We start from the raw sequence: 11,758 nt of genomic DNA, 5'->3' as shown, positions 1-11,758 counted from the left end.
CACGGATAACCCCTGAGAGGGTTTTATCGCTTCAAGACCCCCTACTTCACGTATATCCGGCTGCTCTCCTCCCAATATTCCCCAGGCTCCAGCCCGAACAAGCCGATGTCATCAGCAGGCAGATCCACCTTTGGCGCATTCACCAGGTTGATCTGCGGCTCAGGACAGAAGAAGCCTTCGGTTGCTCCGTTGTTCCAGATCATCCATTGCTTATACGAGGTACCCACATCATACACCAGCGTAACTCCGGCTTTGCGGTCGGTCAGCTCCATCCGGTTCCGTCCATTCTGGGCGGCTGCGGTATAGTGGTTGTCCATCGATGCATAGAACGGATACACGCCTTCGCCGCGCAGAGCCACCTCATCAGCAGTCAGCTCCTGGAATTTGCCGGTCGGCAGCATCCGGTCGCTGCTCAGCTCCCAGCGCTCGCCGATAGTCACCTTGACGCGGTAATCCTGCGCGCTGCTGCCTGGGGCGAACGGAGCATTAATAGCGGTATGGAACGCCAGCAGGCAAGGCATCAGCACATCACCGTCATTGTGGACCAGCAGCTGCTGGGACAGGCCGCCTTCACCGAGCGTGTAGCGCAGCTTGATCGTATATTTGAACGGCAGATATTGATAGGACGGATGGTTCTCATCCACCTTGATCGCTACAGTGACGAAGCTTTCGCTTGTGCCGGTGCCGAATTCCTCTACCTCCCATGCTGCTGTATGTAGGAAGCCATGCAGATGATTGCCGGTTTTGGCTTCATTGACAGGCAAATGATAGGTCTGTCCATTCCACGGGAACTCTCCATCCTCATAGCGGTTCGGCGGAAACAGTACAGGAATACCGTGAATACCCGGGTTCGCCTTGAACGCTTCCATCTCTTCCGCGCCAGGCTCATGCAAGAAACGGTAACCGCTCTCAGTATCCCGGAAGCAGATCAGATTCCCGCCGATGCCCGGCAGAATAGCCGCTTCATAACGGCCGGCCTTCAGCCAGACAGCGGCTTCTCCCTCATAGTGTCCTTCAAATGCTGTAATCGGTGTCATTACAATAATCCCCTTCCATATGATCAAAATGACTCTCTCATAGATAGAGTACCACATCTGCCGGAATGGCAACATGCCATTTTTACAGCTGCTCGACTTCGACACTCATGACATGCTCGATTTTTTTCACATCATAATAGATTTCCGTAGCATAATCCTTGTCTGGCGCAGAAACGACCATGTCGATCATCTGCCTGCCATCCTCAAGATCCTTGATCTTCATTCGCCGGATGGTCCGGCCGGTTTTGCGCGTTTTGCGCTGGTCGGTCATGACATGCCGCTGCTCAATCTTCTGAATCACATCCGTCAGGATATAGTTCGGTTCCATAATGATTTTGATGGAGATCTCGTGCTTGTTCAGCACTTCAGGTCCGATGGCTTTGATAAGCAGAGGCACAGCGTTAACCGCGAACATAAGCAGTATAACCGCATAACCCGCCTCTACATAAAAGCCTGCGCCAACTGCAATTCCGATACCGGATGCCGTCCAGATCAGCGCGGCCGAGGTTAAGCCGGAGATCGCATCTCCGCCTCTGCGCAGAATAACACCCGCTCCCAAAAAACCGATACCGCTGACAATCTGCGCCGCCAGACGCATCGGGTCCATATTGGGATGATCCGGTCCGCCGAATTTGTCATACGCATGAATAGATACCAGAGTTACCAGACAGCTGGCGATACTGATGACCATACTGGTCCGGATTCCCAGCGGTTTCTGTTTCAATTGGCGGTCAATGCCGATGAACAGCCCGAACAGCATGGCCACAAGCAGCTTGATGATTGATTCCATATGCAGCAGGTCCATATTCATAATTTATTTTCCTCCTTCCTCGCCCGTCATGGCACATAGAATCAGTATACCTGAAATGCGCTGCAACTTTTACTGAAATTTTCTGCTGCCCGGTCAAAACAAGAAACGGACGCCTATCCCCGCTAACCGGGAGCTTCAGGCAGTACTGCCTAAGGCTCCGGCAAGGAACATCGTCCGCTTCAGAGAAGACTTCACTTATCCCATCCTATGAGCGATGAGTGACTTATAGAAGGATTAGCCGTGGAGGAGAGATTCCGCTCCGTCACAGTAGATTTCCGTGCCCGTAATGTGATCCGAATCCTCAGAAGCGAGGAACAGCGCCAGCTTGGCCACCTGATCCGGACGCCCCGGCCCCTTCTCCAGCGGCTGCCCGCCATCCGGGAATTCTACTTCAATCTGCACTTCCTTGAGATCATCCGAAGGATAGGTATTATCATCGATATTCGTGGTAATTGCTCCCGGACAGATAGCGTTTACACGAATCTTGTACTGGGCCAGCTCAAGCGCAGCCATCTTCATAAAGGCCACCTGCCCCGCCTTGGTCGTACTATAGGCAGAGAACCCGACATTGGAGAATACCCGGTTACCGTTGATCGAGCTGTTGATCAGAATACTGCCGCCCTTCTCTTTGAGATGGGGAATCGCATACTTGACGGTGGCGAAGGTGCCCCGCAGATTAATCTGAATCGTCTGATCCCAGGACTCGATGTCCATCGTCTCAATCGGTGTCATGGCCCCGTTGATTCCGGCATTGGCGAACACGATATCCAGTTGTCCATACTTCTTGACAACCTCCTTCACGGCATGCTCCACCTGCTGCGGCTCGGCAATATCACATTCGAATACAGCGGCCACGCCGCCCTCCTGCTTGATCTGAGCGGCCACCTTCTCCGCATTCTCTACCGTCCGGTCCAGAAGGGCCACCTTGGCCCCGCTTCTGGCGAACTCCAGCACAGATGCCCGGCCGATGCCCGAGCCGCCTCCTGTAACAATCGCTACCTTGCCTTCCAGTTTGTTCGCAGTCATATGTGCAGTCGCCTCCATTGGTGTTTGATGTTCAAGTCAAGTTCTTTCCCTTAACTTTACCTCTCATACCCGGATATGAATCGGACCAGCGCACCTGAAATGGCAAAAAGCTTGACCCGCTGCCGGATAAACCGGCGGCAGATCAAGCCATGAAGCTCAGGAATGATGATTCTGAATCAGCCCAGCATCATCCGGTCGTCAGCCAGCTTATGTCCGCTGATCGCTTCGAATTCGCCAAGCAGACGCTCTACCGTAAGATCCTTTTTGCGCGTCTCATCGAAATCGAGGATGATCGAGCCTTTATCCATCATGATGAGCCGGTTGCCCAGCCGGATCGCCTGATCCATGTTATGGGTAACCATCAGTGTAGTCAGCTTCATCTCACGGACAATAGATTCCGTTAGGGTAGTGATCAGCTCGGCACGCGAAGGGTCCAGCGCAGCCGTATGCTCATCCAGCAGCAGAATCTGAGGCTGGGTGAAGGTCGCCATCAGCAGGCTCAGCGCCTGCCGCTCGCCTCCTGAGAGCAGCCCCACCTTGGCCCGCAGCCGGTCCTCTAGGCCGATGCCCAGGCGGCTGAGCTGTTCGCGGAACAGCGTACGTCTGTGCGTATTAACACCCAAGGACAGCCCGCGGGGCTTGCCCCGCTTGTAGGCCATAGCCAGGTTCTCCTCAATCGTCATATGCGGCGCAGTCCCGGCCATCGGGTCCTGGAAGACCCGGCCGATCCAGCGTGCGCGCTGGTATTCCGCCAGATGGCTGATCGAGCTGCCTTCAATACGCGCTTCCCCCAGATCGGGCTTCATCACGCCTGAGATAATATTCATCAGTGTAGATTTGCCGGCACCGTTACTGCCGATAATCGTTACGAAATCGCCCGCGTTCAGTTCAAGATCGATCCCCAGCAGCGCGACCTTCTCATCCGGCGAGCCGGGGTTGAACAGCTTACATACATTGTCAAGCTTCAACATTGGCGGCCCCTCCTCTCTGCTTGCTGCGCTGAGCCAGTTCAGCAAGCTCTGCCGTCCGTCTGCGGGCCGTGCTCTTCTGCTTCACGTACCGCTGAACCGACGGGAAGACGAGGGCAATAATGACGATAATTGCGGTGATCAGCTTGAGGTCGGAAGCCTTAAGCCAAGATACCCGGAGTGCCAGAGCGACAACGATCCGGTACACGATGGAGCCGAGCAGCACAGCCAGTGTCGCCCGGAAGACGTTCTTCGCACCGAAGATCGCTTCCCCGATAATCACAGACGCAAGGCCGATGACAATCATCCCGATCCCCATCGACGCATCGGCGAAGGTAGAATACTGGGCGATCAATGCACCCGAGAGCGCCACCAGCCCGTTCGACAGGCTGATCCCCAGAATGGTTGTTGTATCCGTGTTCACCCCGAAGCTGCGGATCATCCGCGAGTTGTCGCCGGTAGCCCGTAGGGCTAGTCCCAGATCAGTGCGCAGGAACAGATCCATCAGGATTTTGACCAGCACGACGATAAAAGGCATGACCAGCAGCGGATTCATGGAGCTGAATAACGTATCCTCCCCCATCAGGGAGACATTCGGCTTATCCAGAATCCGCAGATTGATCGAATACAAGGCAATCATCATCAGAATCCCGGACAACAGCCCGTTGATTTTACCTTTGGTATGGAGCAGACCGGTACACATTCCTGCCGCCATTCCGCCGAGCATTGCGCACAAGGTCGCCAATAGCGGAGAATAACCGCTGCTGATCATCACTGCGGCAATCGCGCCGCCGGTTGTGAAGCTTCCATCCACCGTCAGATCGGGGAAATCCAGAATACGGAAGGTTATATACACCCCAAGTGCCATGAATGCGTAGAGCAGGCCCATTTCCAGAGCCCCGATTAATGAATTATACATTGCTGACTTCCTCCCTCAAGCGGCAAAGGGCGCCCAGCTCGGACGCACCCTGTTTATGAACTCTGTAGGTTATTGAATAATATTATTGCCCGGGTCAGCCACTTCAGCCTTCATGGCATCAGTCACTTCAATTCCCTGTGCTGCCGCTGCCTTGAGATTAAGGACCAAGTCCAGCTTCTCCTGCATGATTACCTTCATATCGCCGGGACTTTTCCCGTTCTTAAGCACTTCTACCGCCATTTGGCCGACCTGGTAGCCATGATCAAAGTATTTGAAGCCTACCGTAGCAAAAGCACCCTTCTCCACCGTATCACGGTCTGCCGAGAAGAACGGAAGCTTGTTGGCGTTAGCCGTCTGAATAATCGAGTCTACGCCGCTGACAACGGAGTTATCGAGAGTAATGTACAGTGCGTCTACACGCCCTACAAGCGATTCCGCAGCCTGCTTCACTTCCGAAGTGTTGGTAGTCGCCGCCTTGACCAGCTCAATCCCGTGCTTGTCCAGCTCGCCCTTGGCGATATCCGCCATCACTACAGCGTTCGGCTCCCCTTCATTAATGACCAGGCCCAGCTTCTTCACCTTGGGGAACTGCGTCGCAATGAAGTTCATCAGGCGGGTAATGGACTCCGGATTGGTATCCGATACGCCGGACACATTGCCTCCGGGATGCTCAAGATCACTTACAATCTTGGCATCAAGAGGGTCGGTTACCGCAGCGAACAGAATCGGAGTGTCCTTCACATTCTGCACGACAGCCTGAGCCGAAGGCGTTGCAATCCCCAGCACCAGATCGTTCTTGTCGCCGGCAATCTTCTGGGCAATGGACAGGTTGTTGGCTTGATCCGCCTGGGCGTTCTGAAGATCTACCTTCAGGTTCTCCCCTTCGACAATCCCGCCATCCTTCAGCGCAGCCAGGAATCCCTCACGGGTAGCGTCCAGTGACGGATGCTCCACATATTGCGAGATGGCAATCTTGTAGGACTTGGCATCGCCGGAGCCTGCACCCGAGGCAGGAGCTTCCGTCGCTGCGGCCGGGGCATTCCCGGTGCCCGGGTCATTCTTCACTGCTGCATTATTGTTGCCGCAACCGGCAGCTACGAGCATCAAGGCCATACTTAGCCCCATCCAAATCTTCTTCGTCTTCATCAGATTACCCCTCTTCTTGTACGGGTTCAGCGCGAGAACCTGGGCTAGCGGTCCAGCATTATCGCTTTCATCTTTAAAAGCATTAAAGCGAAGGCCCGCACCCTGTCCCCATCTGCTCCCCGAATCTATTAAACATATATTATATGTAGGTTGATTTCCCGTCAATCATTTAAGTGAGGTCCATATTTTACAAAATACGCACAATGAGTATCCCCTAGCTTCAACAATCTGCGGTTTCTCTTGACATTGTTTGCTAAGGCCCGTAGCACATAAAAAAAGCGGTCCTGCACAAACTTACCTTAAAGTTTGAAGATGGAGCGTGCCCCATGCCAATAATCAATCTGCGTACAAGCAAAATTATACTATCCTCCGCCATCCTAGTTACCGCCATTGCCGGAACAACCGCCTGCAGCTACACCAGCAAGGACAGCACTCCCAAGGTTAACTCGCTGACGCCAACCGGAACGTTCGCAGGCAGCTATTATGAGAAGAATTCTTTTACCGACAAGGAAGGCAAGTATTGGATTCCGCTCAAACCGGCTGTCGCCTCTATCGGCTTCCGGATGAAGGATGACACGGCAAGCGGCGGATACACCAAGCTTGGCTATAGTGATGTCATGTATATGCTACGGCCGGATTCCAGCCAGGTGTTCTCATTGGGCCAGAAAATCACCCTTCCCGATGTCCCCGTCCGCCGCGAAGGTCAAATCTATATCACCCCCACCGCCTTGTCCAAGCTGCTGCAGACTGAGGTCGGCTGGAATCCCGTTACTGGCGAGATCAATATCGCGACTCCTTCCGACAGGGAGAATACAGAGGACTCCGCCAAGGTGGAGGCTGCGAAGCCGCTGCGGATTCAGAGTGTATCGAATGTGGACACGGGCGAGCTGGTCTCTTATGCCAAAAAATTTCTCGGTGTACCTTATGATTTCGGTGCCGGACCGTATGAAGAGACCAAGCGCTTCGACTGCTCGTCCTTTACACGCCATGTCTTTCAGAAATTCGGGGTGGATCTGCCCCGGCTGGCCAAAGATCAGGACAATATCGGCAGACGGGTATCGCGCAGCTCGCTGGAGCCCGGCGATCTGATCTTCTTCACCGTACCCGGACGTTTCGAGAGCGACGCGGTTCCCGGTCATGTCGGTATCTACATCGGCGGCGGGAATTTCATTCACACCTGGGGTGACCCCGGCGTGCAGATCAGTGAGCTGGACAGCGGATACTGGAGCAACGTAATTCTGCACATGCAGCGCGTGCTCTAGAACAGGACACAATAAATGCAAGGCAGCTTGCCCGGGCTCGCTCACTTAGCGACCGGTCCGCTTCCTTGCATTTTTTTTGCTGCAAATAAATGCTATTCCAAAGGTTACTCCCGGCTCTTCATGGAGGCATTCTCCGTTCGCTTCAACAATCACCCGCTGTCCCTCTGCATCCCTGCCCGCACGAACCCTTTGAACCGGCTGCCCTGGTATGACAGTTCCCCCCGGTCCCCCTCTACAATCATGGCATATGCCCTCGGCTTCACTTCAAGCTCTCTGCGGCTGCCATTATGGAATTCAAAGGTCACATAATAACTCGTATGCGTCCCCATATACCCTCTTCCGCCCCAGACCTCTGTCCGTTTGGCAACAGCCGTAACTACCCTTGATTGCAGAGGGCTGGTCTGGTTCGTCATCCAGGTCTTGAGCCCTCTCCAAATCGTGTAAGTAACAAAGCCCGCGATCAGCAGCAGAATAAGCTTTAACAAGAATGGCCCCTCCGTGAAAAATCCGCTCTGGCTGCTGGCAACTGCCGGGTACAAACCGTTAAATACGCCTGCATTATGCAAATTAACCGCTCCTTCTGATAATTTTTTCACAAAAAGTTCAATTTACTAGAGAATACGCAGCGTAGCAGCTCCGGCTTCGTTATTCCGCAGTCGCAGGCCTTGAAATAATAGCGTATTATATTTGGTCCTGCTAAGATCCTATGATATGCTTTAAGTACGATGTACAAAAAAGGGGGTGTTCTCATGAGGAGAGATTGGACGCGTCTGACGCTGCTGGATCTGCTGAAGGCTGTGTTCCTTCCGGTGCTGCTGCTGATTTTTCTGATCATGGCCCTCCAGATGCTGCATGAACAAGAGCCTGAGATGCATTCTGTAAGGCCGGACCGCTATGAGCATAAGCTGGCCCAGCCAGTGCGCGTGCATCATACGCAGATTTATGACACCCAGGCCGTCCGGCTTGCTCCCCGTGAGAACCCGCTGACGCTGGAGTCCGGACCTCCCGGGCTGCTGCTCTGTGTATCTCTGCTCCCCTTCATTTACATTCTGCTGAAGCGGCTGCTGCTGTTTCCGCTGAAATATAATTCACATTTCGTAGGAGTACGGCTGTACGCTGAATGAAGCTGCAAGCACCGTTATCCGCAACACAAATTCCGGTTTCCTGCTGAAAGGAGGAAATCTTATGAAAGTCAGATATAGAAACGCTGCACCCTTACGTTATTCCAAGACCTTGCGTCTGCTGTCCACTGTTGGCGGAGGATTACTTGCAGCCGTGGGTCTGGAGCTATTCCTGATGCCGCATAAGCTGCTTCCGGGCGGCATTGCCGGATTATCCGCCCTGCTGTCCCATGTGACAGAAATGCGGCTTGGATTATTCCTTTTCCTGTTTAACCTTCCGTTTATTCTGATGTCGCGCAGGCAGATTAATCTCCGCTTTGCCTTGTATACGATGCTCGGCCTGATCTGTCTGACGGCAGGGTCTCTGGCCTTGCACCATTTCCCGGCGGCAATCAGCGAGCCGCTGCCCGCGGCTATTGCCGGGGGACTATGTCTCGGGTTCGGCCTGGGCATCTCTGTACGCTTCGGAGGGCTGACCGCCGGAAGCGAGAAGCAGAGCGTCCGGCTGCTGAACGGAGGGCCGCCCAAATCGGCTGAAATGCCGATTATGCTGTTCAATATGCTCATCCTGCTCTACGGCGGATCATTATTCGGCTGGGATCAGGCGATGTACAGTATCATTGCGTATCTGCTTGCCTTTGAAGCGCTGCGGTTCTCCTTAAGGGACCTCTCGCTCACGCAGGCGGTCTTTATTACCAGCAGCAAATGCGAGGAGATCCGCCGCAAGCTCCAGCAGTCGCTGGACCGCGAGGTGAAGCTCGTAAGATCCACAGGACCGGAGGGCGAGCCTGGTACGGTCTTCTGCCTGGCAAGCAGGCTGGAGGAAGAACAGCTCGCCTCTATCGTGCATGACTGTGATCAGGATAGTAAGATTGTGATCAATGCCGCGCGGAACAACCGCATCTCAGCGCTTTTCCGCAATAAGCCGCCGGGCTAAGCCGAATAGCCTTCAAGGATGGCGAAGAACAAGTAAAAAGCGTTCCCGTATGTTACTTACGGGAACGCTTTTTGGATTACAAGCCTATCGGAGCTTCCTGAAGCCCGCTATTTGTCAGCGGAACATCCCCCATAAGCGGATTAAGTGAAACGTATTGTTCGGATCAATCTTTTGGGCAATGACGAATTTCACAATTTGCTCTTCCTGTGCGTTCGTCAGCTTCTCATGCATCACCGACGAGGCATTACGCACCAGCTTGCGCACGACTGCTGTATCCTGCAGCTCCTGTTTGGAGATGCCGGTAATCATATTCTTGACGCGCTCCTTGACCGCCGGATTCTTCATTTTCAGCTTGATGCGATCCACCAGCTGCGGACTGATTCCATATTGCTGATAACCCAAGTACAGCACCTCCTGTCATATCCAATCATTCACAGTATATGAAGGCAGGTGCCCGGATGTGCCTGTTCAGTCAATTAAATCCCCCTGGAAAATTTGTTCCTGCTGCAAATACCCGCGCAGCGGCGCAACATCCGCAGAGGTCCAGAATGAAGCCTCCCGCAGCAGCTCAGCGGCATCATCGCGCGCCAGCTCCAGCGTCTCGAAGTCAGCGGTCATATCCGCCAGCCGGAATTCCGGCAGGCCGCTCTGCTTCGTCCCGAAGAAATCCCCCGGTCCCCGCAGCTCCAGATCCCGTCGTGATACCTCGAATCCGTCATCCGTATCTGTCATCGCGGTCATCCGTTCACGCCCGATCTCCGACTTCGGATCAGCCATCAGCACACAGTAGGAAGCATGCTCCCCTCTGCCGACCCGGCCGCGCAGCTGATGCAGCTGAGATAGCCCGAAGCGGTCAGCATCCATGATGATCATCAGCGTAGCATTCGGGACATCGACACCGACCTCTACGACCGTTGTAGACACCAGAAGCTGCAGTTCGTTACTGTAGAAGCTCCGCATTACTTCATCCTTCTCAGACGGCGTCATTCTCCCGTGAAGCAAGCCCACCTTATAGTCCGGAAAAGCCTGCGACATCTGCACATGCAGATCAATCGCATTTTGCACATCCAGCTTCTCCGACTCCTCAATCAGCGGACAGATCAGGTAAGCTTGCCGCCCCTGCCCGATCTCGCGGCTGATCAGGTTCATCACCCGCTCCATCAGATCCGGCTTCACCCAGTAGGTGGTGATCGGCACACGCCCCTTCGGCCGTTCGGACAGCGTAGACACATCCATATCGCCAAAGACGGTGATCGCCAGCGTCCGCGGAATCGGAGTAGCGGTCATCGTCAGCACATCCGGGTTGTACCCCTTGCGCCGCAGAACACTGCGCTGGTTCACCCCGAAGCGGTGCTGCTCATCCGTAACCACAAGCCCCAGGCTGCGGAAAAAGACATCCTCCTGAATCAGCGCATGGGTTCCGACAACCACATCCAGCATACCCATCTGTAGAGAGGCCAGCAGGTCCTTCCGTTTGCGGCCGGATACGCTCCCGGTCAGCAAGCCCACGGTGATGCCGAACGGTTCGAACATCCTCGTGAGCGAGCGCATATGCTGCTCTGCCAGGATTTCAGTCGGGACCATCAGCGCACCCTGAAATCCGGATCTTACAGTCGCGTAGAGCGCTATGGCCGCGAGTACAGTTTTGCCGGAGCCCACATCGCCTTGAAGCAGCCGGTTCATGCAATGCCCTGAACGCATATCCTGCAGAATCTCCAGCTCTACATGCTTCTGGGCATCGGTCAGCTCAAACGGCAGGCTGCGCACGAATTGCCTTACTGTTGCATTGTCCACCGTATGAACTACACCATCCATCCGGCCACGGTTCAGCACGCGGAAGGCTTGTACCTTGAGCTGGAACAGAAACAGCTCCTCATACACCATCCGGCGCCTTCCCTGCTGGCCCTCGCGCGTATCCTCCGGCTGATGGATCGTGGCAATGGCCCGCTTGCGTGACATGAAGTCATATTTGCGCATAATGCTGTGCGGCAGAATCTCCGGGATCAGGTCCCCGTACTGCTGTAGAGCCTGGCCGATAATTCTGCGAATCCAGGACTGTGTAATTTTGCCCCCGACGGAGTATACCGGCTGCAGCGTCCCTGTCTTGCCTTCCCCGCGGTCCGGGAATTCATAGTTGGTCACCGTAATCTGATTGCGCTTCTGGTCCCACTTCCCCGTCAGCACCACTTCACGGCCGACCGTCAGTTGTTCACGCGCATAATGCTGGTTGAACCACGTAGCAGTGAACATCCACGGCTCCGCCACCATCTTGCAGCTCATGCGGGACTTGCCTCCGAAGCGCTGGAGTACCGGAATACCGATGACCTTGGCTACCACGGTTGCCTTATCGCCGTGTTTGACCTCACTGAGAGATTTCGGACGGAAATCCTCATACCGGAAAGGGTAATACTCCAGCAAGTCCTTCACTGTAAAGACGCCAAAGGCGTGAAGCTCACTTTGCTTTTGAGCGCTCACGCCAGTTATTTGTTTCACTTGAATTGAATCCAAAGTAAGCACCATGTTCATCCCCT

Annotated in this window: 12 protein-coding genes; 3 read left to right on the top strand and 9 right to left on the bottom strand. The window is 54.4% G+C overall.

Annotated elements, in window-relative coordinates; translation table 11 throughout:
* Positions 1–41 precede the first annotated feature (41 nt).
* The 6 genes from J2Z70_RS12245 to J2Z70_RS12220 form a co-directional block, all read right to left on the bottom strand.
* A complete protein-coding gene (locus J2Z70_RS12245; protein ID WP_036729359.1) occupies positions 42–1,037 on the bottom strand; it encodes an aldose 1-epimerase in 996 nt (331 codons plus the stop codon).
* An 82-nt stretch (positions 1,038–1,119) separates the two neighbouring features.
* Entirely contained in the window at positions 1,120–1,842 is a 723-nt protein-coding gene (locus J2Z70_RS12240) for an MgtC/SapB family protein (protein WP_036730147.1), read from the bottom strand.
* Between the two features lie 240 nt (positions 1,843–2,082).
* A complete protein-coding gene (locus J2Z70_RS12235; RefSeq protein ID WP_209873133.1) occupies positions 2,083–2,874 on the bottom strand; it encodes an SDR family oxidoreductase in 792 nt (263 codons plus the stop codon).
* A gap of 176 nt (positions 2,875–3,050) precedes the next feature.
* Entirely contained in the window at positions 3,051–3,845 is a 795-nt protein-coding gene (locus J2Z70_RS12230; RefSeq protein WP_036729366.1) for an ABC transporter ATP-binding protein, read from the bottom strand.
* The gene (locus J2Z70_RS12225) at positions 3,832–4,761 is read right to left on the bottom strand and encodes an ABC transporter permease (RefSeq protein ID WP_209873131.1); all 930 of its coding nucleotides are present in this window, start codon (positions 4,759–4,761) and stop codon (positions 3,832–3,834) included. The genes J2Z70_RS12230 and J2Z70_RS12225 overlap by 14 nt, the downstream gene beginning before the upstream one ends.
* Positions 4,762–4,830: 69 nt before the next feature.
* Complete coding sequence (locus J2Z70_RS12220) at positions 4,831–5,907, bottom strand: ABC transporter substrate-binding protein (RefSeq protein ID WP_209873128.1); 1,077 nt, start codon at positions 5,905–5,907, stop codon at positions 4,831–4,833.
* Positions 5,908–6,233: 326 nt separating this feature from the next.
* Between J2Z70_RS12220 and J2Z70_RS12215 the strand changes: the two genes are divergently transcribed.
* Positions 6,234–7,169, top strand: coding sequence for a C40 family peptidase (locus tag J2Z70_RS12215; RefSeq protein ID WP_245368185.1), 936 nt, complete (start codon positions 6,234–6,236; stop codon positions 7,167–7,169).
* 149 nt (positions 7,170–7,318) lie between these two features.
* Here J2Z70_RS12215 and J2Z70_RS12210 read toward each other — a convergent pair whose 3' ends face one another.
* On the bottom strand, positions 7,319–7,654 hold the full coding sequence (locus J2Z70_RS12210; RefSeq protein WP_209873126.1) for a DUF2500 domain-containing protein: 336 nt from the start codon (positions 7,652–7,654) through the stop codon (positions 7,319–7,321).
* 264 nt (positions 7,655–7,918) lie between these two features.
* On the opposite strand from J2Z70_RS12210, the gene J2Z70_RS12205 reads away from it, so the two are divergent.
* On the top strand, positions 7,919–8,293 hold the full coding sequence (locus J2Z70_RS12205) for a hypothetical protein (protein ID WP_209873123.1): 375 nt from the start codon (positions 7,919–7,921) through the stop codon (positions 8,291–8,293).
* A 61-nt stretch (positions 8,294–8,354) separates the two neighbouring features.
* The gene (locus tag J2Z70_RS12200; protein ID WP_209873121.1) at positions 8,355–9,227 is read left to right on the top strand and encodes a YitT family protein; all 873 of its coding nucleotides are present in this window, start codon (positions 8,355–8,357) and stop codon (positions 9,225–9,227) included.
* Between the two features lie 114 nt (positions 9,228–9,341).
* On the opposite strand, the gene J2Z70_RS12195 is transcribed toward J2Z70_RS12200, so the two are convergent.
* Together J2Z70_RS12195 and recG are read right to left on the bottom strand one after the other, a co-directional pair.
* A complete protein-coding gene (locus J2Z70_RS12195; RefSeq protein ID WP_036729378.1) occupies positions 9,342–9,629 on the bottom strand; it encodes a stage VI sporulation protein F in 288 nt (95 codons plus the stop codon).
* 66 nt (positions 9,630–9,695) lie between these two features.
* A complete protein-coding gene (recG, locus tag J2Z70_RS12190; RefSeq protein ID WP_209873118.1) occupies positions 9,696–11,747 on the bottom strand; it encodes an ATP-dependent DNA helicase RecG in 2,052 nt (683 codons plus the stop codon).
* Between the last annotated feature and the right edge of the window lie 11 nt (positions 11,748–11,758).

The organism is Paenibacillus silagei (assembly GCF_017874735.1).
GTDB classification, from domain to species: Bacteria; Bacillota; Bacilli; order Paenibacillales; family Paenibacillaceae; genus Paenibacillus_AQ; species Paenibacillus_AQ silagei.
Note: the sequence above shows the minus strand (reverse complement) of the source record. Positions and strands in the feature narration are given on the sequence as shown.

What these genes read in the sequence shown, in the direction of transcription:
- J2Z70_RS12230 (WP_036729366.1), bottom strand. Translation starts at nt 3,845, where the DNA reads ATGTTGAAGCTTGACAATGTATGTAAGCTGTTCAACCCCGGCTCGCCG.
- J2Z70_RS12240 (WP_036730147.1), bottom strand. Translation starts at nt 1,842, where the DNA reads ATGGACCTGCTGCATATGGAATCAATCATCAAGCTGCTTGTGGCCATG.
- J2Z70_RS12205 (WP_209873123.1), top strand. Translation starts at nt 7,919, where the DNA reads ATGAGGAGAGATTGGACGCGTCTGACGCTGCTGGATCTGCTGAAGGCT.
- J2Z70_RS12225 (WP_209873131.1), bottom strand. Translation starts at nt 4,761, where the DNA reads ATGTATAATTCATTAATCGGGGCTCTGGAAATGGGCCTGCTCTACGCA.
- J2Z70_RS12220 (WP_209873128.1), bottom strand. Translation starts at nt 5,907, where the DNA reads ATGAAGACGAAGAAGATTTGGATGGGGCTAAGTATGGCCTTGATGCTC.
- J2Z70_RS12200 (WP_209873121.1), top strand. Translation starts at nt 8,355, where the DNA reads ATGAAAGTCAGATATAGAAACGCTGCACCCTTACGTTATTCCAAGACC.
- J2Z70_RS12245 (WP_036729359.1), bottom strand. Translation starts at nt 1,037, where the DNA reads ATGACACCGATTACAGCATTTGAAGGACACTATGAGGGAGAAGCCGCT.
- J2Z70_RS12215 (WP_245368185.1), top strand. Translation starts at nt 6,234, where the DNA reads ATGCCAATAATCAATCTGCGTACAAGCAAAATTATACTATCCTCCGCC.
- J2Z70_RS12235 (WP_209873133.1), bottom strand. Translation starts at nt 2,874, where the DNA reads ATGACTGCGAACAAACTGGAAGGCAAGGTAGCGATTGTTACAGGAGGC.
- recG (WP_209873118.1), bottom strand. Translation starts at nt 11,747, where the DNA reads ATGGTGCTTACTTTGGATTCAATTCAAGTGAAACAAATAACTGGCGTG.